We start from the raw sequence: 21,664 nt of genomic DNA, 5'->3' as shown, positions 1-21,664 counted from the left end.
GAGGGGTCTTACTGTTGCACGTGAAACGTCGCCGCTACTCGGCGGGGACGTACAGCGAGAGGGTCTCGGCGACGCAGGCGGGGCGCTTCTCGCCCTCGATCTCGATCGTCATCTTCAGGTTGGACAGGTAGCCGGCCGGGGTGCCCTTGACGTCGGTGAGCTCGCCGACGGCGCGGATGCGCGCGCCCACCGGCACCGGCCGCGGGAAGCGGACCTTGTTGAGGCCGTAGTTGACGCCCATGGCGATGCCCTCGACCTTGACCAGCGAGAACATGAACGACGGCAGCAGCGACAGCGTCAGGTAGCCGTGCGCGATGGTGCCGCCGAACGGCCCCTCCTTGGCCCGTTCCACGTCCACGTGGATCCACTGGTGGTCGTCGGTGGCGTCGGCGAAGGTGTTGACCTGATCCTGGGTGACGGTGCGCCACTCGGTGGGACCGAAGGTCTCGCCGACGGCCGCCTTGAGCTCCTGAACGTTCGCGAAGGTCCGCATGACGCGAAACGCTATTGCCCGGCCGCCGCGGCTGCCAAGTCGCCGGGTCGTCCGCGCGGCGTCGCGACCGTTGCGAAGATCTTTACTCGAAAACCATCGCATAGGTGTTCGAGTCCGCGCTACAGTCTTGGGAGCGGCAATCGAACAAGGGTTCGGCCTGGTGAGAGGGGGTGTGTCCGATGGCGGTGCTCGCGCCACCCCGCGCCCGGACACGCCGTAGCACTTTCTTCCCAAATCTAAGACGGCCGCTATATCCGGCAATAAAGTCCGAGAGCGTGGACCCTGTGCGAAACCCCTACGCTCCCGGCGCGGGACAGCGTCCCCCGGAGCTCGCCGGCCGTGACCGAGAGCTGCAGCAGTTCGAGGTGGTGCTCGAACGCGTCGCCCGTGGCCGTCCCGAGCGCAGCATGGTCGTCACCGGGCTGCGCGGCGTCGGCAAGACCGTGCTGCTCAACACGTTCAAGTCCATGGCCATGCAGCGGCTGTGGGGCACGGGCAAGATCGAGGCCCGGCCCGACCAGTCGATCCGGCGGCCCGTCGCGGCCGCCCTGCACATGGCCATCCGCGAGCTCGCGCCGCGTCACCGCGCGCCCGAGCGCATCGAGGAGTTCCTCGGGGTGCTCAAGGCGTTCGCGATGCGCGACCCGGCCGCGGCCAAGGGCACCTCGCACTGGTCGCCCGGCATCGAGGTGCCCGCCAGCCGCGGGCGCGCCGATTCGGGCGACCTGGAGATCGACCTCACCGAGCTGTTCGTCGACGCCGCGAGCGTGGCGACCGACCTCGCGGTCGGCATCGCGCTGTTCATCGACGAGATGCAGGACGTCCCGGCGTCCGACGTCTCGGCGCTCTGCGCGGCCTGCCACGAGCTGTCGCAGTCGGGCGGCCCGCTCATCGTCGTCGGCGCGGGGCTGCCCCACCTGCCGAGCGTGCTGTCGGCCAGCAAGAGCTACTCCGAGCGCCTCTTCCGCTACGCGCGCATCGACAAGCTCGACCGGGAGGCGGCCGACCTCGCGCTGATCCTGCCCGCCCGCGAGGAGGAGGTGGAGTTCACCCGCGAGGCCCTCGACGCCCTCTACGAGGCCGCCGACGGCTATCCCTACTTCGTCCAGGCGTACGGCAAGGTCGCCTGGGACCTCGCGCCGCGCACCCCGATCACGCTCGACGACGTCAAGGTCTCCGCGCCCGAGGCCGAGGAGGAGCTCGCGGTCGGCTTCTTCGGCAGCCGCTATGAGCGCGCCACCCCGGCCGAGCGCGACTACATGCACGCCATGGCGCAGATCGGCGACGAGCCGGTCGCCACCGCCGAGGTCGCCGAGGCCCTCGGCCGCAAGCCGTCCAGTCTGTCGCCCGCCCGCGACAGCCTGATCAAGAAAGGGCTGATCTACAGCGCCGAACGCGGCTTGATCGCGTTCACGGTGCCGCATTTCGGCAGATTCCTGCGCGCCCAGCCGGTGTGAGCCGGGCACGCTCCTAGTCCTCTATTGGGCTGTCTAGAGGGGAAGCTAGATAGCCCAATAGAGTCATATCCGCACGGCCGTCGAGGCTTCTCTACGGCTGTCTAGCCTCAGGCCGATACAGGGCTATATTCCGGCAGAGACGAGTCGCTGTCCTCGCCGCTGACCACCGCCATCCGCACCGCCGGTCGCCGCCCGCTGAGATAGACGGCGAACACCACGTCGTCCTGCTGCTCGTTGCGGAAGGCGAAAAAGCGCCAGCACAGCTCGCGCCAGCTGTCGTACGGCTCGGCCGAGGTCAGCTCGTGCCGGTGCGCCCGCCAGGTGCCGCTCGCCCGCAGCCGGGCGAGGGTCGTCGACTCGGCGGGCCCAGGGCGCTGTTCGCAGGGGGCGCGGTAGCGCACCCGGTCGAGCAGCTCCTCGATCTCCGGCGACAGCGCGGCGAGCACCAGCGCCCCGGCCGCCGTCAGCCACGACAGGCCGGTGGCGGCCGTCCAGCCGGTCACGGGCGCCCACACCGACACGACGGCCATCCCGGTCAGCACCACCGTCCTGGCGATCGAACGCAGCCCCACCGGGGCCGAGCTCACCTCGCCGAAGCAGCCGCAGCCCGCGTCCGGCCGCCGCCTGCGCAGCTCCAGCAGCACGTACGTGGACATCGCGAAGAACGCGACCGTGCCCCACCGGAAGAACGGATGCGTGGAGAGCGCCAGCCCGGCCGCCAGCACCGCCTCGACGACCGCGCACACCAGCAGCGCGGGCGCCTGCAGGCGGCCGGGCATCAGCACGGCCGGGCCGAGCCGGGACAGCGCGCCGGGCTCGCCGCCGGAGCGTACCGTGACGATCTTGGCCACCGTGCCCAGGGCGAGCAGCACGACGAGGATCGGCAGCTGTGATTCCAGCACGCGGGTCACCCCAATCCGATCTGAGCGTTGAAGCAGCCTTTCACCAAATCACCGCCGAGCTCCACGTACGAGTACGGCGAGAGCTCCGCGATCCGCCCCCGAGGCGAGGTGTCGCACTCGACGCAGCGGTCGCAGAACCGCCCCGCCAGGCAGCCACAGGCCACCACGGGGACGTTGGCCGAGCGGCCCGAGCAGACGTTCCTGATCTGCAGGAGCGAGCCGAGGGCGAGGTACGGCAGTCCGGCGCAGGACACCCCGGCGTCCGCGCAGCCGGTGTCGGAGCGCTCCAGCATCGGGTAGGCGGCGCCGCGTTCCTCCTCGTCGAAGGTGTCCGACCAGGTCGCGGTGCCGGCGATGCGCTGCTGCACGCCGGCGTACGCGGGGGGCGGGGGCGGCACGGCGCGGGCCGGGTAGGGCGGCTGCGAGGTCGCCGGCAGCAGCGCCTGGCTCGCGCCCTCCTGGCGCAGGCCGATCGCGTCGAACAGGTAGCCGGGCTCGAACTTCGGATGCCGCACCTGGAGCCGTCCCGACGCCCGGTAGGGGATGACGATCGTGCGGTGCCCGCGGTGCGGCCCGCAGTCCAGCTCGACCGTGAGGTCCTTGCGTCCGTCGATGGACTGGATCGTTCCGGTGATGCGGGTCGTGTCGGCCCAGATGCGCTCGACGACGCGGCCCTCGCGCAGGGTGCGCATCATGACCAGCGACCCCACGGGCAGGGCGGCGGGGGCGACGTCGGCGCCGTGCCAGGCCGTCGCCCAGGGGGCGATCACCAGGCGTTCCTGGGCGCCCTCAGGGGTCTCGATGATGATCAGGTGCGGGCTGATGTCGAGGATCTCGCCGGCCACCGCCCGCAACGGCCCGCCTCCGGCTTCGCCTGATTCCTTGGGATTGTCGGAGCCCGGGACGCCGGGCTCGCGGCCGAGCGCGGCCGCGGCGAGCACGCGGCGGCGCTCGATGATCGGATACCCCATCCGCCCTCCCTCGCTCGCCTACTAGGGTCACACGACTCCCGAGTGGATCACGCCCTGTAGCGCACAGGGGAGCAAAATACGCAACCTTGAGGAAGTGCCCTGACATCCGGCGGTGGAAGGATCGCCACCGACCTGGACGGACTTTTGTCGTCGGCGGGCCGAAACCTGAATTGCAGTTCAGCCCGAAAAGGGCATCCGGCTGCGATTCTGGCCACGATGCAGACCACGGACTGGGAAGAAGAGTTCCGCGAGTACGTCACGACCCGCGGTCCCGCCCTGCTGCGCGCCGCGAACCAGCTCACCGGGCACCCCCTGGACGCCGAGGACCTGCTGCAGAACGCGCTCACCAAGACGTACCAGGCGTGGGGGCGCATCGAGGACCGCCGGGCCTTGGACGGGTACGTGCGGCGGGCCATGGTCAACATCAACATCTCCCAGTGGCGGCGGCGCAAGCTGGAGGAGTACCCGTCGGGGGACGAACTCCCCGAAGTGGTGGCCGCGGCGGAGGGGGCGCCGAGCGGGGAGATCCACGAGCGGCTCGAGCAGGCGCTGAGGGAGCTGCCCGAGCGGATGCGGGCGGCGATCGTGCTGCGGTACTACGAGGACATGACGGAGCCGGAGATCGCCCAGACGCTGGGGATCAGCGTGGGGACGGTGAAGAGCACAGTGTCACGCGCGATGAGCAAGCTCCGCTCCGCCCTGGGGCTCGCGGGCTCGTAGGCTCGGCCTCGCCGGGCCGGGCTCAGGGCGCGGCCGAGGTCAGGGCGCGGCCGGGACGGCGGCGTCATCGCATCCGGATCCGGCCGTGGCCTCGCATCCGGCGGCGTCCATGGCGAGGTCGGCGCCGGCGGTTGCGCAGGGGCGTACGACGTCCCTGATCTTCCTCAGACTGGCCAGGAAGGTCTCAAGCTCCTCATCCGGCAGCAGCCTGGTGAACGTCCTGTCGATGTCCTGGAGGTGCTCGGGCAGCACGGACTCCAGCCGGTCCTGGCCGGCCGGCGTCAGGACCGCGTAGGAGGCACGCCGGTCGCTGGGACAGGCCTGCCGCGCCACCAGCCCTTCCCGTTCGAGCCGGTCGACGACGCGGGTCACCCCGCTGGTCGACAGCCCGGTCTGCGCGGCGAGATCGCTCATCCGCAGCCGCTGCTCGGGGGAACGTGCCAAACGGATGACGGTCTCGAAATCGATCTCCGACAGGCGGGCGCGCGCCAGCGCGGGATGCAGCCGCGCCATGATGCCGGCGTGCACCTCGGTCAGCAGGCCCAGGGCCGTGAGCCGGGAATCGTGGTAGTTCATCACGCTCATAGCATAGACGACGATAGTTGACGTGCGGAATATTCCTCGTGTAGAAAGTTGTTGCAGCAGACATCCGCACCGCGACTGTCACGAGGAGAACCCCATGAGCACCCGTACCTGGGAGAGCCTGACCATTCCCGCCGCCGGCACGTACAACCTCGACGTCGCCCACACGCGCATCGGCTTCGTCGTCAAGCACATGATGGTCAGCAAGGTCCGAGGACATTTCGGCACCTTCAACGGCTCGGTCACCATCGCCGAGAACCCGCTCGAATCCTCCGCCGAGCTCACCATCAAGACCGAGAGCATCGACACCGGCATGCCCGACCGCGACGGTCACCTCCGCAGCGACGACTTCCTCGCCGCCGACAAGTTCCCGGAGATCACCTTCAGGAGCACCCGCGTGACCGGCCACTCGGGCGACGAGTTCACCGTCGTCGGCGACCTGACCATCCGCGACGTCACCAAGGAGGTCGAGCTCACCGTCGAGTACGGCGGCGCCGGCACCAACCCCTGGGGTGCGGCGGTGTGGGGCTTCTCGATCACCACGGAGTTCGACCGCGAGGAGTTCGGCCTCACCTGGAACCAGGCCCTGGAGACGGGCGGCGTCCTGGTCGGCAAGAAGGTCAAGATCGAGATCGAGGGCGAGGCCAACCCGGCCGCTTGATCACGCGATCGCGTAGTGTTATCCACAGCCCCGAAGCCCGCCCACGCTCTGGGCGGGCTTCATCCACAGCCAGTTACCCACAGGCTGTTGATAACTCTTGGTGAAGGCGGGAGCGGATTCGCTTTGCCGCCTCGCCAGAAGGCCGGTACTCTGTGCTGAGCCGCACCGGCTACCAGGAGGATTCGCCTAGTCAGGTCTATGGCGCCGCACTGCTAATGCGGTTTGGGTTTAACGCCCATCCGGGGTTCAAATCCCCGATCCTCCGCAGATGAAAGGCCCTCTTCCCGAGCACGGGGAGAGGGCCTTTTTCGATCTCTGTGGACAGCAGTGGAGGGCCGTCACAGTCTCTGGCGCGTGTACCGCTGATCAGGTTCTTCGAACTCCAGGCCGTTCTCGTCGAGAGCGTTGTAGATCGTCAGACGGTCGTGAGGGAAGAGGAATCCGACAGCGACCGTCCCGTGCGCCAAGTCGTCGCCCTTCCACTCGAGGAGCTCCACGGCCTGCAGTCTCTGCCCCTGCAAGCTCGCCAGCTCGTCAGGGACGCCCTCTCGCCATGCCAGCCGCAATCCTGTCCCCGCCCAATCCAGTGGCTGAGCCGGATCGACCGCGTTCCACGTGATCGAGATCTCATCGAATTTCTGGTGGACGATCTCGACCTGCTCGCCCTCGAAGTCCAGCAGGACCAGGCCGTCGGAGAACCAGACATCCTCGTCGAGGTCCCACACCAGCAGGGCTCGGGTCAGCCTCCGCCCTTCCAGCATGGCGAGTCTTCCACCATGAGCGGTGGCGACGGCGGAACTCCCGCTCAACCATGCGGGGCTGTATCCGCTGATTCCGAAGTCGAACATCTGGCGATCATGCCAGGAGTCGACGTGGGGAAGCCCAACTTTCACGAGCAAGCTCCGGCGCTGACAGAGGGTGCCGGCACCCGCTCCTAGCTTCACCCTGTTGCGCGATCATCGGGTGATGAGAGCACAAGTGGCTGCCTTCCGATGGCCGGATCTCGAACTCGGAGGAAGCATCGACGATCCTGCCCATGCCTGCGAGCTGCTGGAGATGTACGTCGGCCCGCAGGGAGAGCCGGGCGAGGAGCGGTTCCGGCTCACCGTCTGCACCCCGTCGGCCCTCGCCGATCAGCTGCGGCAGCATCCCTTTCTCGTCGGCCGCCATTGGCTGTTCGTGCCCGAGCTGCGTCCCGCCGAGGTGGCCAAGTGGCTGAGCGACCGGATAGCGGTCCCAGCGAGATGCGAAGGTCGTCCAGGTCTTCCAGGACTGGAGCGCGTGCATGCGGGCCGAGGGGCTGCGTTATGCCGACCCACTCGCCGCCATCTCCGACCAGCGATGGCTGGGAGACGGCCCGCCCACGCGGGAGGAGATCCGCGCGGCCCAGGCGGACGTGCGGTGCAAGGTGAAGACCGGTCTCGTCTCCGTCTGGTCGGCCGCCGAGAAACGCATCCAGGACGATGTCGTCCGTGCCCATCCCGAGGAGTTCGAGGCGCTGAAAGCGGCCAAGGACCGGCAACTCGAGTCCGCCCGCGGGATCATCGCCGGGGCTCGGTGAACCTCACAGCTCCAGACCATGGCTTGTAAGCCTTCCGCCGGTTCTCACCAAGTACGGGTGTAGATCGACGAAGGGAGCAAGGCCGGTGCGTCTCAGACGGGGGAAGCTCGCCACCGACCCCGTGGCGTTCGAAGCCTTCTACCGGCGGCACATCGACGCGGTCACGCGTTTCCTGTCGCGCCGGGTCGACGACCCGCACACGGTCGCCGACCTGGCGGCCGACGTGTTCCTCGCGGTGTTCGACTCGGCGCACACGTACCGTCCGGGGAAAGGCAGCGAGATCGCGTGGCTGTACGGCGTCGCGCGCAACACGCTGTCGGCCGAGCGGCGGCGGGCGTTGCGGGAGTCCCAGCTCACCCATCGGGTGAGCGGGCGGCGTCCGCTCGACGGCGACGACGTGGCCCGGCTGGAAGAGCAGATTGACGCGGAACAGCCCGCCAGGGCGGCCTTCGAGGCCATGGCCGGATTACCCGACGGGGAGCGCGCTGTCCTGGAACTGGTGGTTCTGGAGCAGCTCACGCCGTCAGAGGCGGCGGTGGCGCTGGGAATCCGGCCGGGGACCGCCATGGTGCGGCTGCACCGCGCCCGCAAGACCCTCCGCGACCTGCCCTTCGTCATGGAAGGAATCCCACGATGAGATTCGAGGAGCAGTTGCTGATGGACCTCAAGACCGAGATGGCCGCGCGGAACGAACGCAGCCGCCGCGTCGGCCGCCGCCTGCTCGCGGGGGCGGCGGTGGCCGGGCTGGCAGCCGTGGCGGCGGTGGCGGTGCCGCTGCTCACCGGGCCTGAGCCGGCGTACGCGGTGAGCAAGAACGCCAACGGCACCATCACCGTGGAGCTCAAGGAGTTCAGGGACGCCGACCAGCTGGAGGAGGACCTCAACGAGCTGGGCGTGACCGCCGACGTCACCTACCTCAAGCCCTACACGAAGTGCAAGGACGACCGGGGCGCGCTCGTCGGCGGTGAGTACGACACTCCGGAGGAGTGGCGCGCGTCCGCGCACTACAAGGTCGCCAGGCCGGGGCCGAAGGGTTTCGTCATCGATCCCCGCTTTGTGGGGAAGGGCCAGACGGTGGTGCTGGAGTTCACCGAGAACCCGAAGGGACCCGTCAAGTCGCAGCTCAAGGCGGAGGTGATCGAGGGCCGCGTCAAGCCGTGCGTCCCTGAGCACGACTCGACGCAGCTCGGCTGATCGGTGGCTGTGCGAGGCCGGTCCACGCGTCGGGGTGGTCGGTGTGCCCCCGACGGGCCGGTCTCGCCCGTCCCCTGCTCGTCTCGATCACGTGGTCGTCTTCATCGGGGGCAGCCTTTTGTCTGCCGGTCTGAATCCCACGACACCATCGAGAGCGCAGGCCCTCTTCCCGAGCACCCGAGTACGGGGAGAGGGCCTTTCTGATCTCTGCGGCCACAGGGTGAACCCCAGAGCCTTCTCGTGGAGCGCCGGACGTGACCAGAGATCAGGACAGGGTGTCCTTGACCTTGATCTGGCCGTCGTCGATCACGAATAGCTGGTTGTTGTTGGGGACGCACTGCCACAGATATACCTGCGCGCCATTGGTGCGGTTGTTGGTGACGTCCAGGCATATGCGGTTGCCTGAGTTGAGGGTGGACTTGAGGATGATCATGCCCCTCTGGACGACCCAGAGCTGGTTGGCGTTACTCACACACTGCCACTGGTACACCCGGGTGCCATTGGCGCGATTGTTGGAGGCGTCCAGACACATCTCCTGGCTCTTACCGATGGTGTCCTGCACCTTGATGAGGCCGTCCTCGATGACGAACCTCTGGTTGGGGTGGTCCATGCACTGCCACAGGTGGAACTGGACGCCGTTGCCACGGCTGTTGGTGGTGTCGACGCACATCGCGGGCCCGGCCAGGGCGGTGCGGCCGGCGCGCTGGTGAGCGGAGGCCGCGGCGGGCAGGATGGTGGCCGCACTCACTGCGGCGGAGGTGACGGCGACTGTCAGCAGACGGCGAGCAAGCATGGTTGCCTCCCGGAAGAGTTTGGTCGGAACTCCAACATCATGCTGTGACAGATAGTTATTTATCAAACACTCTCCGTATGCAATGTCGCGAGTGGCTCCACCACGAGTGGCCGGGCACGTTGGGCAAGGCTGAACGGCCGCGAAGGGCCGAGACCCGACCTGCTGGTGCGGACCGGCCCAAGACCGTCAGCCTGGACCGGCTCCTGGTTCACCGAGGCATCGAGGTCGAGCCGCGGGTCGGTCACGAGTCAGGACAGCCTCCGGTGCCGTCCGCCGCCTGGCGCGCCCGGGGCCCGAGAGCGTCGTCAGGCGCGCCGTGACGCTGCGGAGGGGCCAAGTTCCGCCGCTCGCGGGAGCAGTCTTCTGTCTGCCGGCCTGAAATGCCATGACACGATCGAGAGCGCCAGGAGAATGAGCGCCGGGAGTAATTCATACCAGGCGTCGCCCGAGGCGACATGCGAGAACACCCCTCCTGTGAAGAGGAAGAAGAGCCCGGCATAGGCCCATTCCTTGAGCAGCGGATATCGGGGCAGGAGGATCGCCGCCGCGCCCAGGAGTTTCCACACCCCCAGTAGTGTCAGGATGTAGACGGGGTATCCCAGTTGCACGATTCCCCATGCGTAGGGCGGCGCCAACGCCCCTTCGCCTTCTGTTCTCAACAGCTGCTGGACACCGGAACCGACCAGTCCCAGGGCGACCGCGATGGTGGAGAGCCAGTAGATGGTTCTGCGCTTGTTCGCCATGCCCACCGACGCTATGGCGAGTTCGTCGGTCCGTGCTTCTCCATTCCTGATCGATCCCGTGGGAGGCAAGGCGGTGGGCAAATCATGTTGGGGTGGAGCGGGCTTTCGTCGCGGAAGGGCCGATTCCCGCGCGGATGGATCACCAAGAACCGCTAAGTGAGAACGGCACCTAGGGGCGCGATCCACCTACTTGTCCTGAGACGGCGTGGCTATACCGGAAGGGTCACGTACGACCAGGGACAGGAAGGGGCCACCCGCCGTGGACGCGAACGGCATCGACGCCGCGCCCGGGTACCGGGCCGCGCTGGCGGTGGCGGACGCCGTCCTGTACGAGGGCTACCTGCTGTACCCCTATCGCCGTTCCTCGCCGAAGAACCAGGTGAGGTGGCAGTTCGGCGTGCTGCTGCCGGAGCCGTGGGCCAGGGCGCACGGGCTGGAGGGCGGCGGCGTGGCGGGCTCCGCCGAGTCGTGGTGGCAGCAGACCGAGTGCCTGCTCGTCGCGCCCGCCGACGCCGTCGTGCGGGGCCGGCTCCGCTTCCTGCAGCTGCGCCGGCGTACGCCCGAGGAGCGGTTGCCGGACGGCGGACACCGGGAGGCGGACCGGGTCGGCGAGGCGCTGAGCTTCGACGAGGCGGTGCCGCGCGAGCTCGACGTACGGGCATCCGTGGCGGAGCTGCGGTCCGGTGAGAAGCGGCTCGACCTGGGGGTTCCTGGCGGTGAGACGGTCACTCCGCTGCCCGGCTCGGCCGGGCGGACGCGGTGGCGTGAGTGGCCGCTGAGCGCGCGGGTGACGTTGTCGCTGAAACCATGTGAGGCCCCTGCGGCGCCGCTGCCTGAGGGGGAGACGCTCTACAGGCTCCGCGTACGGACCGAGAACGCCGGCCGGGAGCCGTCGTCGCCGGAGACGCCCAGGGAAGAGGCGCTCCAGCACGCCCTGATCGCCTGTCACACCCTGCTCACCGCGCCAGGCGGCCGGTTCGTCTCGCTGCTCGAACCCCCGGACTGGGCGCGGGACGCGGCCGGCGCGTGCGTCAACGCGCACACGTACCCGGTGCTGAGCGGCGACCAGGTGGTCCTGTCGTCGCCGATCCTGCTCTACGACAACCCGCGGATCGCGCCGGAGAGCCCCGGCGACCTGCACGACGCGGCCGAGATCGACGAGATCCTGTCGCTGCGCACGCTGACCCTCACCGACGCCGAGAAGCGCGAGGCGCGCGCCACCGACCCGCGCGCCGCCGCCATCCTCGACCGGGTCGAGGCGATGACCCCGGAGGACCTGGCCCGCCTGCACGGCACCACCCGCGATCCGGGACCGGCCGGGCCGGTGCCCTGGTGGCATCCCGAGGCGGACGCCGGCGTGTCGCCGGAGACGGACGCCGTCGAGGTGGCCGGGACGCTGGTGCGCAAGGGCAGCCGGGTGCGGCTGCGCCCCAGGCTGCGCGGCTCCGACCCGCAGGACATGTTCCTGGACGGCAGGACGGCACTGGTGGAGGCGGTGCTGCTGGACGTGGACGGCGCCCGCCACCTCGCCGTGACGCTGGAGGACGATCCGGCGGCCGAGCTGAACCAGTGGTACGGCCGCTACCGGTACTTCGCGCCCGAAGAGACCGAGCCGCTGGACGGGTCACTGGACGGGTCACTGGACGGGGAGCCCGCATGAACCGGGTGCTGGTGGCCGGGATCGGCAACGTGTTCCTGGGCGACGACGGGTTCGGCGTCGAGGTGGCCCGGCGGATGGACGCCTCGGCCCTGCCCGGGTCGGTGGTGGTCGCCGACTACGGCATCCGCGGCGTCCACCTGGCCTACGAACTGCTCGGCGGCGCGTACGACACGCTGATCATGGTGGACGCGGTCGAGCTCGACGGCCCGCCGGGCACCGTGGCCGTGCTGGAGATCGACGACGAGCCGGCGCCGGACGCCCTGCCGCCGGTGAACGGGCACGGCATGCATCCCCAGGCCGTCCTCGACCTGCTCGGCAAGCTGGGCGGCAAGGTGCCCAGGGTGCTGCTGGTGGGCTGCCGGCCCCAGACCGTCGACGAGGTCATGGGCCTGTCGGAGCCGGTCGCCGCCGCCGTCGAGGGCGCGGTCGCCGCGGTGACGGCGCTGGCCCGTGACGAGACGTACCGACAATCCGACAGGGAGCGCGCGGATGCATGAGACGGGAATGTGCGACGAGATCGTTCAGGCGGTCCTGCGAAGGGCGGAGGGACGGCGGGTGGCCGCGGCACGCGTCCGCGCCGCCTTCGCCGGGCACCGGCCCGATCCGGCGGTCGTCGAGCAGGGCTTCCGCGTGGCCGCGGCCGGGACCCCGGCCGAGCACGCGCGGATCGAGCTGGTCACCGAGCCGCCCGCGGTGAGCTGCCGCGACTGCGGCGCGCGGACGCCCGCGGCCGACGCGCTCGCGCTCGTCGCCTGCCCGCGCTGCGGCGGCGTCGACGTTGAGATCGCGGGCGACACCGGTGTCGTCGTCGAGTCGATCACCTACCAACCGGACGTTCACGCGAGCGAGGTGCGCACATGACGCAGACGCAGCAGCAGGGCGGCCAGGCCGCCGCCGGCTACGACGAGATGCACATCCTGTGGATATCCGAGGGCATGAGCTGCGACGGCGACACCGTCTCGGTCACCGCGGCGACCCAGCCCGCGATCGAGGACGTGGTCGCCGGCACCATTCCCGGCCTGCCCAAGGTCCACCTGCACAACAAGGTGCTGTCGCCCAGCCTCGGCGGCGAGGACTACCTGGCCCCGTTCCGTGCCGCGGCCCGCGGCGAGCTGGAGCCGTTCATCCTCGTCATCGAAGGTTCGGTGCCCAACGAGAACATCAACGGCGACGGCTACTGGACGTCGTTCGGCAACGACCCGCACACCGGCCAGCCGCTGACCCTGAACACCTGGATCGACCGGCTCGCCCCGCAGGCGTGGGCGGTCGTCGCCATCGGCACCTGCGCCACCTACGGCGGCATCCACGCGATGGCCGGCAACCCGACCGGCTGCATGGGCCTGGCCGACTACCTCGGCTGGGACTTCCGGTCGGCCGGCGGGCTGCCGATCGTGAACGTGCCCGGCTGCCCGGTCCAGCCGGACAACTTCATGGAGACCCTGACCTGGGTGCTCTACCACGCGGCCGGCAGCGCGCCGCCGCCCCCGCTGGACGAGATGCTGCGGCCCCAGTGGCTGTTCGGCAAGACGGTCCACGAGGGCTGCGACCGGGGCTCCTACTACGAGCAGGGCGACTTCGCCCACGACTACAACTCCCCGAAATGCCAGGTGAAGGTGGGTTGCTGGGGCCCGGTGGTGAACTGCAACGTGCCGAAGCGCGGGTGGATGCGCGGGATCGGCGGCTGCCCGAACGTGGGCGGCATCTGCATCGCCTGCACCATGCCGGGGTTCCCGGACAAGTTCATGCCCTTCATGGACATGCCGCCCGGCAGCAGCCTGTCCTCGACGTTGATCAAACCGTACGGCGCGTTCATCCGCCGGATGCGCGGCATCACCAACCACACCGCCAACAGGGAACCGCGGTGGCGGCACAACCGTGAGGCGCTGACCAGCGGCTACGACCCGCGCTGGCGCCCGTAGGCCCGTCGGCGCGCACGAGAGAGAAGAGCACTGCGGATGGCCATCGAACAGCAGGAGAGAGTCACGCCCAAGCCGGGGCAGCTCGTCGAGATGTCCTGGGATCCGATCACCAGGATCATCGGCAACCTCGGCATCTACACCAAGATCGACTTCGAGAACCAGCGCGTGGCGGAGTGCCACAGCACGTCCTCGCTGTTCCGCGGCTACTCGGTGTTCATGAAGGGCAAGGATCCGCGCGACGCCGGGTTCATCACCAGCCGCATCTGCGGCATCTGCGGAGACAACCACACGACGTGCTCGATCTACGCGCAGAACATGGCGTACGGCATCAAGACTCCGAAGCTCGCCGAGTGGATCATCAACCTCGGCGAAGCGGCCGAGTACATGTTCGACCACACGCTCTTCCAGGACAACATGGTCTTCGTCGACTTCTGCGAGGCGATGGTCAAGGGCACCAACCCGAGCGTCCTGCGCCGGGCCGCGACCACCGACGCGCCGAACGCCGCCATCCACGGCAAGCGCACGATCGCCGACATCATGCAGGCGTTCAACCCGTTCGAGGGCGACGTCTACAAGGAGGCGCTGACCATCAGCCGCGTCACCCGCGAGATGTTCTGCCTGATGGAGGGCAGGCACGTGCACCCGTCGACGCTCTATCCGGGAGGCGTCGGCACGATGCCGTCGCCGACGGTCTTCACCGACTACCTGGCGCGGCTGATCAACATCGTCGACTTCGTCAAGAAGGCCGTCGCGCTCAACGACGACGTCTTCGACTTCTTCTACCAGGCCCTGCCCGGCTACGAGGAGGTCGGCCGGCGCCGGGTGCTGCTGGGCTGCTGGGGGGCGTTCCAGGACCCCGACGTGGTCGACTACCGCTATCAGACGATGAACGAGTGGGGCAGGGCGATGTACGTCACCCCCGGCATCGTCGTCGACGGCGAGCTCATCACGACGAACCTGATCGACATCAACCTCGGCATCCGCATCCTGCTGGGCAGCTCGTACTACGAGGACTGGGTGAACGAGAAGCCGTTCGTCACCCAGGACCCGATCGGCAACCCGGTGGACATGCGCCACCCGTGGAACCAGACCACGCTGCCCGCCCCGCAGAAGCGCGACTTCGACGGCAACTACAGCTGGGTGATGAGCCCGCGCTGGCTCGACCCGCGCACGGGCGACCACCTGGCCCTGGACACCGGCGGCGGCCCGTTCGCCCGCCTCTACACGACCGCGCTGGCCGGGCTCGTGGACACGCCGTACGTGAAGTCGACGGGTTCGAGCGTGCAGATCAACCTGCCCAAGGGGCCCGACCTGCCGGAGATGACGCTGGAGTGGCGGATCCCGCAGTGGTCCAACGCCATCGAGCGCAACCGGGCCCGGGTGTACTTCGTGGCGTACGCCGCCGCGATGGCCGTGTGGTTCGTGGAGCGGGCGCTGGAGCGCGTACGCGGCGGCGACACCAAGGTGTTCCAGGACTTCGACGTGCCGGACCAGGCGATCGGCGTCGGCTTCCACGAGGCGGTGCGCGGCGTGCTGTCGCACCACCTGGTGATCGAGAAGGGCAAGATCGCCAACTACCACCCGTACCCGCCGACCCCGTGGAACGGCAGCCCGCGCGACCGCTACGGCACGCCGGGGCCGTACGAGGACGCCGTGCAGGACATGCCGATCTTCGAGGAGAACGGCCCGGAGAACTTCAAGGGCGTCGACATCATGCGCGCGGTCCGCAGCTTCGACCCGTGCCTGCCCTGCGGCGTCCACATGTACCTCGGCAAGGGCCGCACGGTGCGCAAGCTGCACTCGCCCATGTTCGGCGGCGGCCATGACTGACCCGCCCAGCCCGCCCAGGCTGGACGAGCGCACCGTCGCCGGGCGCCTGGAGCTGCTGGAGGAGCTGCTGAGCGGGCTGGAGACGACCTCGGGGCCCACGGCGGAGCGGGCGCTCGACGCGGTCGCCACGCTCGCCGAGGTGTACGGGGAGGCGCTGGCCCGCGTCGTGGACCGCGTCACCGCCGCCTCTCCCGAGCTCGCCGTGGCGCTGGCGGACGACGTCCTGCTGGCGCACCTGTTCGTGCTGCACGGGGTGTCCGTCGGCAGGGCCCCGGCGGGTGAGCCGGGAGCGGCGTTCATCCCGCTCGACACGCTCGTCCGGCGGCCCGCCACCTCCACGGCGGCCCCATGACCGCGAGCGCGCTCGGCCGGGTGATCGGCCGGCCGGTCGCCGGGCGGCGGCGGGCCGCCGAGCCGTGCGAGCTGTGCGGCGAGCCGCTGCCCGGCGAGCATGCCCACCTGCTGGAGGAGCGCAAGGACCTGGTGCTGTGCGCCTGCCGCGCCTGCGCGCTGCTGTTCGAGCAGGGGGAGGCCGGGCCGGGCCGGTTCCGGCTGGTGCCTGACCGGCGGCTCCGTCTCACCGGGCCGTCGCCGTCCGAGCTGGGCGTGCCGGTGGGCCTGGCGTTCTTCGTCCGCAGGTCCGACGGCACGGTCGTGGCCTGCTACCCGAGCCCGGTCGGCGCCACCCGGTGGGAGGTGGACGCCGCCGCGTGGGAGCGGCTCGCCGGCCGGTACGCGGAGCTGGAGTCGATGCGGCCGGCGGTGGAGGCGTTCCTGGTCGCGATCGTGCGCGGCATGGACGAGCGCTGGCTCGTGCCGATCGACGACTGTCACCGGCTCGTCGCCCTGGTACGCCAGGAATGGACGGGCATGTCCGGCGGCCCGCGGCTCTGGGAGCGGATCGCGACCTTCTTCGCCGAGCTCGACCGAGCCGAATCGAACAGATGAGGAGGACGACATGGCAGGCATCCGCGTAGGCAAGCCCGACGTGAAGCCCGACACGCCCTCGCACGTCAAAGGCGTGCGGCAGGGCAACGCGAAGGGCGCCTACCGCCATCAGGCAGGCCACCACGGGGACGACACCGCCGACGCGCGGCGCTCCACGGGCGTGCGCCCCGGCAAGGAGAACCCGATCCTGCCGGTCATGCCGAACCTCTCGCCCAGCTAGACCGAGAGGAGGTGGAGATCGACATGCGGCATCCAGGCAAGGTGCTGGCCCTGGTCGCAGGGGTCGCGGTCATGACGATGATCATGCGGGAACTGCCCGCGCTGAAGCGCTACATCACCATGAGCAGAATGTGAGAGAGGAGCGAGGCGGCCGATGTGCCTGGGCATTCCCGGCGAGATCGTCGAACTCATCCCCGGACAGCCCGAACTCGCCAAGGTCGAGGTCGCGGGCGTCCGGCGGGCCATCAACGTCGGGCTGGTCAACCAGGACGGCATCCGTACCGGTGACTGGGTGCTCGTGCACGTCGGCTTCGCCATGTCCAAGATCGACGAGCGGGAGGCGGCGGCCACGCTCGAGCTCCTGCGCGGTCTCGGACAGGCGTACACCGACGAGCTCGACGCGCTCGCGGAATCCGACATCACCTGAGAGGCGGGACAGTGCGGTTCGTCGATGAGTACCGCGACGCGGGCGAGGCCAGGAGGCTGGCGGCGCGGATCCGGGACCTGTGCGAGCCCGGCCGGCGCTACACGTTCATGGAGGTGTGCGGCGGCCACACGCACACGATCTACAAGCACGGGCTGGAGGACCACCTGCCCGAGCAGGTGTCGCTGGTGCACGGGCCGGGCTGCCCGGTCTGCGTCATCCCGATGGGGCGGGTGGACGACGCCATCGCCATCGCCCGCGAGCCGGGCGTGATCATGACGTCCTTCGGCGACATGATGCGGGTCCCGGGCGGGCAGGGCTCGTTCTTCGACGCCAAGGCCGCGGGCGCGGACATCCGCATGGTGTACTCGCCGCTGGACGCGCTCAAGATCGCCCGGCAGAACCCGGACCGCACGGTCGTCTTCATGGCCATCGGGTTCGAGACCACCGCCCCGTCCACGGCGATGACCGTGCTGCGCGCCGCCGCCGAGGGCATCGGGAACTTCGCCGTCTTCTGCAACCACGTGACGATCATCCCGGCGATCAAGGCCATCCTGGACTCGCCCGACCAGCGGCTGGGCGGCTTCATCGGGCCCGGTCACGTCTCCACCGTCATCGGCTGCCGGCCGTACTCGTTCATCGCCCGCGACTACGGCAAGCCGCTGGTGTGCGCGGGGTTCGAGCCGCTGGACGTCCTGCAGTCGGTCTACATGCTGCTGCGGCAGCTCGCCGAGGGCCGGGCCGAGGTGGAGAACCAGTACACGCGGGTGGTGCCGTGGGACGGCAACCACCGGGCGCTGTCGGCGATCTCGCAGGTGATGGAGCTCCGGCCGCACTTCGAGTGGCGCGGGCTGGGCTTCATCGCGCACTCCGCGCTGCGGATGCGGGAGGCGTACGCGGCCTACGACGCAGAGACCCGCTTCCCCGTGCCGGGGGTGCGGGTGGCCGACCCGAAGGCGTGCCAGTGCGGCGAGGTGCTGAAAGGCGTGCTGAAGCCGTGGGAGTGCAAGGTCTTCGGCACCGCCTGCACGCCCGAGACGCCCATCGGCACCTGCATGGTGTCCTCGGAGGGCGCCTGCGCCGCCTACTACAACTTCGGCCGCTTCACCCGGCGCCGCGAGGTCGCGCCGTCGCCTGGACTGAGGAGCGGCGGGAGCGCAGCGACCAGAGCGACGAGGGAAGGCGGCGGGTTTGAGCGACCGAGCAGCCTCACGAAGTGAGGCCATGAGTACAGCATCCCGCGAGGAGCAGGTGCTGGAGCGGATCGAACGCGTCCGCCGCCGCAGGCCGAAGCTCACCGAGGAACGGGTGACGATGGCGCACGGCGCCGGCGGCAAGGCGTCGCGCACGCTGATCGAGGCCGTCTTCGTCGAAGCCTTCCGCAACCCGGCGCTCCAGCCGCTCGACGACGGCGCCACGCTCGACCTCGGCACCGGCCGGCTGGTCTTCACGACCGACGCGTACGTGGTCTCGCCGCTGTTCTTCCCCGGCGGCGACATCGGCGACCTCGCGGTCAACGGGACCGTCAACGACCTGGCGGTCTGCGGGGCCAGGCCGATGCACCTGTCGGCGGCGTTCGTCCTGGAGGAGGGGTTCCCGATCGCCGACCTGCGCAGGATCGCCGCCTCGATGGCGGCCGCGGCCGAGCGGGCCGGCGTACGGGTGGTGACCGGCGACACCAAGGTGGTCCAGCGCGGCAAGGCCGACGGCTGCTACGTGACCACGGCCGGCATCGGGGCGCTGGAACGGCCGGTCGCGCTGGGCGAGTCGCAGGTCAGGCCCGGGGACGCGGTGATCGTGTCGGGGCCGATCGGCGAGCACGGCATCACCGTCATGATCGCCAGGGGCGACCTGGACATCGAGGCCGACCTGGCCTCCGACACCGCGCCCCTGCACGACGCCGTCGCCGCGCTGCTCGACGCCGTACCGGTGCGGATGATGCGCGACGCCACCAGGGGCGGGGTCGCGACCGTGCTGAACGAGGTGGCCCGGGGCGCCGGGGTGGCCGTGACGGTGGACGAGCGCGCGGTCCCGGTGCGCCCGATCGTGACCGGGGCCTGCGAGCTGCTCGGCCTGGACCCGCTGTACGTGGCGTGCGAGGGCAGGTTCGTGGCCGTGGTCGACGGTGACCACGCGGAAGCCGCGGTGGCGGCGCTGCGCCGGCACCCGGTGAGCGAGGGCGCTGCGGTGGTGGGCTCGATCGAGCCGGGGCCTGCGGGGATGGTGCTGCTCAACACCGCCTTCGGCGGCACCAGGATCGTGGACCTGCTGGTCGGGGACCCGCTGCCGCGCATCTGCTGAGTGCGGTGATCAACGGCGGTCGTTCGCTCCGGCGACGACCGCCTGCCCGAGCGCGATGCCGCCGTCGCCCGGCGGCACCCGGGAGTGGACCAGCACCTGGAACCGCTCCCGTTCCAGGCCGGACACCACGGCCTCCAGCAGGACCGTGTTCTGGAACACGCCGCCGGACAGCGCCACCGTCCGCAGTCCTGTCCCTTCACCCAGCACCCGGACCGCGCGGACCACCGCCGCGGCCAGCCCACGGTGGAACCGCGCGGCGACCCGTCCCGTGTCCACCCCGGCGACGACGTCCTCGGCCGCAGCCTGGACCAGGTCGCCCGCGGCGATGACCAGGGGCTCGCCCTCGATCAGCCGGGCCGGGTACGCCCCCCGCTCGCCGGGATCCACCCGGGCCTCCAGCTCGGCCGCCGCCTGCCCCTCGTACCCGATCACGTCGCGCACACCCGCGATGGCCGCGACCGCGTCGAACAGCCGCCCGGCGCTGGAGGTGAGCGGCGAGTTCAGCCCGGCCCGCGCCATCCGCACGACCGCCTGCCACTGCTCCCGATGCCGCCCGACCACCGCCAGGCCGGGCAGCGCGTCGCCGTGGATCCGGTCCAGCCAGGCCGCCGCCATCCGCCACGGCTGCCGCACCGCCGCCGCGCCGCCCGACATCGGCACCGCCTCCAGGTGCCCGGCCCGCCGGAAGGACACCAGGTCGGCGACGAGCAGCTCCCCGCCCCACAGCGTGCCGTCCGCGCCCAGGCCGAGCCCGTCGAACGCCACCCCGACGACGGGCCCGCCGTGGCCGTGCTCGGCCAGGCAGGAGGCGATGTGGGCGTGATGGTGCTGGACGGCGATCAGGTCCACGTCCTCGCGGTCGCGCGCGTACGCGGTCGACAGGTACTCCGGGTGCAGGTCGTGGGCGACCACGGCCGGGCGGACGCCGAAGATCCGGCAGAAGTGCTCGACGCCCTCGGCGAACGAGCGCAGGGTCTCGTAGCTCTCCAGGTCGCCGATGTGCTGCGACAGGAACGCCTGGTCGCCCCTGGCCACGCAGAAGGTGTTCTTGAGCTGGGCGCCGCAGGCGAGCACCGGCCGGGGGAACCGCCACGGCACGCCGACGGGGGCGGGCGCGTACCCTCGCGATCGGCGGACGACCAGCTCCCGGCCGCGGAAGACCCGCACCAGCGAGTCGTCGGCCGGCGCCTCGATCCGCCGGTCGTGCACGAGGAACCCGTCGGCGACGCCCGCCAGCCGCCGCAGCGCCTCCTCGTCGCGGTAGGCGATGGGCTCGTCGGTGAGGTTGCCGCTGGTCAGCACGTACGGCACGGCCAGCCGGTCGGCGAGCAGGTGGTGCAGGGGCGTGTACGGCAGCATCACCCCGAGCTCGCGGGCCCCGGGCGCCACGGCGTCGGCCACCGGGGCGTCACGGCGGCGCGGGGCCAGCACGATCGGGCGGGACGCGCCGGTGAGCAGCCGTTCGGCCGCCGGTTCCAGGTGGACCAGCGTCCCGGCCGCCGCCGCGTCCGGCGCCAGCACGGCGAACGGCCGGCTCTCGCGCCGCTTGCGGGCACGGAGCGCGGCCACGGCGGCTCCGTCGGCGGCCAGGACGGCGAGGTGGTAGCCGCCCAGCCCCTTGATCGCCACGATCCGGCCCGCCTCCAGCCACCCGGCCGCCACCTCGACCGGGTCCCCGGCCGCCGGCAGACCGTCCGCGCCGAGGGCGCGCAGTGACGGGCCGCACGCCGGGCAGCAGACGGGCTGGGCGTGGAAGCGCCGGTCACCGGGGTCGCCGTACTCCCGCGCGCAGGCGGCGCACATCTCGAAGTCGGCCATCGTCGTGGCGCACCGGTCGTACGGCACGCCGGTGACGATGGTGAACCGCGGCCCGCAGTCGGTGCAGTTGGCGAACGGGTAGCGGTGCCGGCGGTCGCCCGGGTCACGCAGCTCGCGCAGACAAGCGGCACACGTCCCGGCGTCCGGCGACACCAGCGCGCCGTCCGGCTGCTCGCCGCGCCGGCTGGCCACGATGCGGAACCCGGACCCGCCCACGGGCTCCGTCGGCTCCACCGAGACGCGCTCGACCAGGGCGAGCGGCGGCGCCTGCCCGGTCAGGCCGGCCGTGAACGCGTCCAGCACGGACGGCTCGCCCTCCGCCTCGATGAACACCCCGCCGGGGTCGTTGCCGACGAACCCCGACACCCCGTACGCCCCGGCCAGCCCGCACACGAACGGCCGGAACCCCACCCCCTGCACCAGCCCCTCGACCCGCACCCGGATCCGGCGCGCCCCCGTACCGGACAC

At 70.5% G+C, this 21,664-nt stretch carries 26 protein-coding genes, 1 tRNA gene and 1 pseudogene; 20 read left to right on the top strand and 8 right to left on the bottom strand.

Going from position 1 to position 21,664, the window contains the following annotated elements; translation table 11 throughout:
• Positions 1-34 precede the first annotated feature (34 nt).
• The gene (locus tag ABD292_RS31760) at positions 35-493 is read right to left on the bottom strand and encodes a MaoC family dehydratase (RefSeq protein ID WP_242374063.1); all 459 of its coding nucleotides are present in this window, start codon (positions 491-493) and stop codon (positions 35-37) included.
• Positions 494-768: 275 nt separating this feature from the next.
• Here ABD292_RS31760 and ABD292_RS31755 point away from each other — a divergent pair, with 275 nt between their 5' ends.
• On the top strand, positions 769-1,950 hold the full coding sequence (locus ABD292_RS31755; RefSeq protein WP_091081101.1) for an ATP-binding protein: 1,182 nt from the start codon (positions 769-771) through the stop codon (positions 1,948-1,950).
• A 107-nt stretch (positions 1,951-2,057) separates the two neighbouring features.
• Here ABD292_RS31755 and ABD292_RS31750 read toward each other — a convergent pair whose 3' ends face one another.
• Positions 2,058-2,852, bottom strand: coding sequence for a MauE/DoxX family redox-associated membrane protein (locus ABD292_RS31750; RefSeq protein ID WP_344213776.1), 795 nt, complete (start codon positions 2,850-2,852; stop codon positions 2,058-2,060).
• A gap of 5 nt (positions 2,853-2,857) precedes the next feature.
• Entirely contained in the window at positions 2,858-3,823 is a 966-nt protein-coding gene (locus ABD292_RS31745; protein ID WP_344213774.1) for a hypothetical protein, read from the bottom strand.
• 216 nt (positions 3,824-4,039) lie between these two features.
• On the opposite strand from ABD292_RS31745, the gene ABD292_RS31740 reads away from it, so the two are divergent.
• Positions 4,040-4,543 (top strand): SigE family RNA polymerase sigma factor, encoded by a 504-nt coding sequence (locus ABD292_RS31740; RefSeq protein WP_344213773.1) that lies wholly within the window; start codon positions 4,040-4,042, stop codon positions 4,541-4,543.
• A gap of 39 nt (positions 4,544-4,582) precedes the next feature.
• On the opposite strand, the gene ABD292_RS31735 is transcribed toward ABD292_RS31740, so the two are convergent.
• Entirely contained in the window at positions 4,583-5,119 is a 537-nt protein-coding gene (locus ABD292_RS31735; RefSeq protein ID WP_344214082.1) for a MarR family winged helix-turn-helix transcriptional regulator, read from the bottom strand.
• Between the two features lie 103 nt (positions 5,120-5,222).
• On the opposite strand from ABD292_RS31735, the gene ABD292_RS31730 reads away from it, so the two are divergent.
• Complete coding sequence (locus ABD292_RS31730; RefSeq protein WP_344213771.1) at positions 5,223-5,786, top strand: YceI family protein; 564 nt, start codon at positions 5,223-5,225, stop codon at positions 5,784-5,786.
• A gap of 175 nt (positions 5,787-5,961) precedes the next feature.
• Positions 5,962-6,051: transfer RNA gene (locus ABD292_RS31725), tRNA-Ser, on the top strand.
• A 73-nt stretch (positions 6,052-6,124) separates the two neighbouring features.
• On the opposite strand, the gene ABD292_RS31720 is transcribed toward ABD292_RS31725, so the two are convergent.
• Positions 6,125-6,634, bottom strand: coding sequence for a hypothetical protein (locus ABD292_RS31720; protein WP_344213769.1), 510 nt, complete (start codon positions 6,632-6,634; stop codon positions 6,125-6,127).
• Between the two features lie 118 nt (positions 6,635-6,752).
• Between ABD292_RS31720 and ABD292_RS31715 the strand changes: the two are divergent.
• The 4 genes and pseudogenes from ABD292_RS31715 to ABD292_RS31700 form a co-directional block, all read left to right on the top strand.
• Positions 6,753-7,007, top strand: a pseudogene (locus tag ABD292_RS31715) (Imm8 family immunity protein); the annotation flags it as partial.
• Between the two features lie 64 nt (positions 7,008-7,071).
• Positions 7,072-7,347, top strand: coding sequence for a hypothetical protein (locus ABD292_RS31710; RefSeq protein ID WP_344214092.1), 276 nt, complete (start codon positions 7,072-7,074; stop codon positions 7,345-7,347).
• Positions 7,348-7,432: 85 nt separating this feature from the next.
• Positions 7,433-7,984 carry an RNA polymerase sigma factor gene (locus ABD292_RS31705; RefSeq protein WP_344213767.1) on the top strand — a complete coding sequence of 184 codons (552 nt, stop codon included), beginning with the start codon at positions 7,433-7,435 and terminating at the stop codon, positions 7,982-7,984.
• Complete coding sequence (locus ABD292_RS31700; RefSeq protein WP_344213765.1) at positions 7,981-8,541, top strand: hypothetical protein; 561 nt, start codon at positions 7,981-7,983, stop codon at positions 8,539-8,541. The genes ABD292_RS31705 and ABD292_RS31700 overlap by 4 nt, the downstream gene beginning before the upstream one ends.
• A 265-nt stretch (positions 8,542-8,806) precedes the next feature.
• Here the strand turns inward: ABD292_RS31700 and ABD292_RS31695 are convergent, their stop codons facing one another.
• Together ABD292_RS31695 and ABD292_RS31690 are read right to left on the bottom strand one after the other, a co-directional pair.
• Positions 8,807-9,334: an RICIN domain-containing protein gene (locus tag ABD292_RS31695; RefSeq protein WP_344213763.1), complete on the bottom strand. Its 528-nt coding sequence runs from the start codon at positions 9,332-9,334 to the stop codon at positions 8,807-8,809.
• Between the two features lie 305 nt (positions 9,335-9,639).
• Positions 9,640-10,077, bottom strand: coding sequence for a DoxX family protein (locus ABD292_RS31690; RefSeq protein WP_344213761.1), 438 nt, complete (start codon positions 10,075-10,077; stop codon positions 9,640-9,642).
• 259 nt (positions 10,078-10,336) lie between these two features.
• Here ABD292_RS31690 and ABD292_RS31685 point away from each other — a divergent pair, with 259 nt between their 5' ends.
• From ABD292_RS31685 to hypE, 12 genes are read left to right on the top strand one after another with little or no spacing between them, the layout of a single operon-like run.
• A complete protein-coding gene (locus tag ABD292_RS31685) occupies positions 10,337-11,737 on the top strand; it encodes a hypothetical protein (protein WP_344213759.1) in 1,401 nt (466 codons plus the stop codon).
• Entirely contained in the window at positions 11,734-12,234 is a 501-nt protein-coding gene (locus tag ABD292_RS31680; RefSeq protein ID WP_344213757.1) for a hydrogenase maturation protease, read from the top strand. Before ABD292_RS31685 ends, ABD292_RS31680 begins: the two co-directional genes overlap by 4 nt.
• A complete protein-coding gene (locus tag ABD292_RS31675) occupies positions 12,227-12,598 on the top strand; it encodes a hydrogenase maturation nickel metallochaperone HypA/HybF (protein ID WP_344213755.1) in 372 nt (123 codons plus the stop codon). The genes ABD292_RS31680 and ABD292_RS31675 overlap by 8 nt, the downstream gene beginning before the upstream one ends.
• Positions 12,595-13,656, top strand: coding sequence for an NADH-quinone oxidoreductase subunit B family protein (locus tag ABD292_RS31670; protein ID WP_344213753.1), 1,062 nt, complete (start codon positions 12,595-12,597; stop codon positions 13,654-13,656). The genes ABD292_RS31675 and ABD292_RS31670 overlap by 4 nt, the downstream gene beginning before the upstream one ends.
• 36 nt (positions 13,657-13,692) lie before the next feature.
• Complete coding sequence (locus ABD292_RS31665) at positions 13,693-15,486, top strand: nickel-dependent hydrogenase large subunit (RefSeq protein ID WP_344213751.1); 1,794 nt, start codon at positions 13,693-13,695, stop codon at positions 15,484-15,486.
• Positions 15,479-15,838 carry a hypothetical protein gene (locus tag ABD292_RS31660; RefSeq protein ID WP_344213749.1) on the top strand — a complete coding sequence of 120 codons (360 nt, stop codon included), beginning with the start codon at positions 15,479-15,481 and terminating at the stop codon, positions 15,836-15,838. Before ABD292_RS31665 ends, ABD292_RS31660 begins: the two co-directional genes overlap by 8 nt.
• Positions 15,835-16,434, top strand: a complete 600-nt coding sequence (locus ABD292_RS31655) for a DUF5947 family protein (protein WP_344213747.1) — start codon at positions 15,835-15,837, stop codon at positions 16,432-16,434. The genes ABD292_RS31660 and ABD292_RS31655 overlap by 4 nt, the downstream gene beginning before the upstream one ends.
• A 10-nt stretch (positions 16,435-16,444) precedes the next feature.
• Positions 16,445-16,654, top strand: a complete 210-nt coding sequence (locus ABD292_RS31650; RefSeq protein ID WP_344213745.1) for a hypothetical protein — start codon at positions 16,445-16,447, stop codon at positions 16,652-16,654.
• Positions 16,655-16,665: 11 nt separating this feature from the next.
• Positions 16,666-16,788 carry a hypothetical protein gene (locus ABD292_RS31645; RefSeq protein WP_344213743.1) on the top strand — a complete coding sequence of 41 codons (123 nt, stop codon included), beginning with the start codon at positions 16,666-16,668 and terminating at the stop codon, positions 16,786-16,788.
• A gap of 19 nt (positions 16,789-16,807) precedes the next feature.
• A complete protein-coding gene (locus ABD292_RS31640) occupies positions 16,808-17,080 on the top strand; it encodes a HypC/HybG/HupF family hydrogenase formation chaperone (protein ID WP_344213741.1) in 273 nt (90 codons plus the stop codon).
• 11 nt (positions 17,081-17,091) lie between these two features.
• Positions 17,092-18,297 (top strand): hydrogenase formation protein HypD, encoded by a 1,206-nt coding sequence (hypD, locus tag ABD292_RS31635; RefSeq protein WP_344213739.1) that lies wholly within the window; start codon positions 17,092-17,094, stop codon positions 18,295-18,297.
• 4 nt (positions 18,298-18,301) lie between these two features.
• Positions 18,302-19,378, top strand: a complete 1,077-nt coding sequence (gene hypE / locus ABD292_RS31630) for a hydrogenase expression/formation protein HypE (protein WP_344213737.1) — start codon at positions 18,302-18,304, stop codon at positions 19,376-19,378.
• A 9-nt stretch (positions 19,379-19,387) separates the two neighbouring features.
• Here hypE and hypF read toward each other — a convergent pair whose 3' ends face one another.
• Positions 19,388-21,664, bottom strand: a complete 2,277-nt coding sequence (gene hypF / locus ABD292_RS31625; protein ID WP_344213735.1) for a carbamoyltransferase HypF — start codon at positions 21,662-21,664, stop codon at positions 19,388-19,390.

The organism is Nonomuraea bangladeshensis, assembly GCF_039529455.1.
GTDB classification, from domain to species: Bacteria; Actinomycetota; Actinomycetes; order Streptosporangiales; family Streptosporangiaceae; genus Nonomuraea; species Nonomuraea bangladeshensis.
Note: the sequence above shows the minus strand (reverse complement) of the source record. Positions and strands in the feature narration are given on the sequence as shown.

Coding starts and splice junctions, on each gene's coding strand:
- ABD292_RS31640 (WP_344213741.1), top strand. CDS start 16,808: ATGTGCCTGGGCATTCCCGGCGAGATCGTCGAACTCATCCCCGGACAG.
- ABD292_RS31660 (WP_344213749.1), top strand. CDS start 15,479: ATGACTGACCCGCCCAGCCCGCCCAGGCTGGACGAGCGCACCGTCGCC.
- ABD292_RS31690 (WP_344213761.1), bottom strand. CDS start 10,077: ATGGCGAACAAGCGCAGAACCATCTACTGGCTCTCCACCATCGCGGTC.
- hypE (WP_344213737.1), top strand. CDS start 18,302: ATGAGTACAGCATCCCGCGAGGAGCAGGTGCTGGAGCGGATCGAACGC.
- ABD292_RS31680 (WP_344213757.1), top strand. CDS start 11,734: ATGAACCGGGTGCTGGTGGCCGGGATCGGCAACGTGTTCCTGGGCGAC.
- ABD292_RS31730 (WP_344213771.1), top strand. CDS start 5,223: ATGAGCACCCGTACCTGGGAGAGCCTGACCATTCCCGCCGCCGGCACG.
- ABD292_RS31760 (WP_242374063.1), bottom strand. CDS start 493: ATGCGGACCTTCGCGAACGTTCAGGAGCTCAAGGCGGCCGTCGGCGAG.
- ABD292_RS31665 (WP_344213751.1), top strand. CDS start 13,693: ATGGCCATCGAACAGCAGGAGAGAGTCACGCCCAAGCCGGGGCAGCTC.
- ABD292_RS31745 (WP_344213774.1), bottom strand. CDS start 3,823: ATGGGGTATCCGATCATCGAGCGCCGCCGCGTGCTCGCCGCGGCCGCG.
- ABD292_RS31740 (WP_344213773.1), top strand. CDS start 4,040: ATGCAGACCACGGACTGGGAAGAAGAGTTCCGCGAGTACGTCACGACC.
- ABD292_RS31710 (WP_344214092.1), top strand. CDS start 7,072: ATGCGGGCCGAGGGGCTGCGTTATGCCGACCCACTCGCCGCCATCTCC.
- ABD292_RS31700 (WP_344213765.1), top strand. CDS start 7,981: ATGAGATTCGAGGAGCAGTTGCTGATGGACCTCAAGACCGAGATGGCC.
- ABD292_RS31695 (WP_344213763.1), bottom strand. CDS start 9,334: ATGCTTGCTCGCCGTCTGCTGACAGTCGCCGTCACCTCCGCCGCAGTG.
- ABD292_RS31650 (WP_344213745.1), top strand. CDS start 16,445: ATGGCAGGCATCCGCGTAGGCAAGCCCGACGTGAAGCCCGACACGCCC.
- ABD292_RS31720 (WP_344213769.1), bottom strand. CDS start 6,634: ATGTTCGACTTCGGAATCAGCGGATACAGCCCCGCATGGTTGAGCGGG.
- ABD292_RS31735 (WP_344214082.1), bottom strand. CDS start 5,119: ATGAACTACCACGATTCCCGGCTCACGGCCCTGGGCCTGCTGACCGAG.
- ABD292_RS31670 (WP_344213753.1), top strand. CDS start 12,595: ATGACGCAGACGCAGCAGCAGGGCGGCCAGGCCGCCGCCGGCTACGAC.
- ABD292_RS31655 (WP_344213747.1), top strand. CDS start 15,835: ATGACCGCGAGCGCGCTCGGCCGGGTGATCGGCCGGCCGGTCGCCGGG.
- ABD292_RS31675 (WP_344213755.1), top strand. CDS start 12,227: ATGCATGAGACGGGAATGTGCGACGAGATCGTTCAGGCGGTCCTGCGA.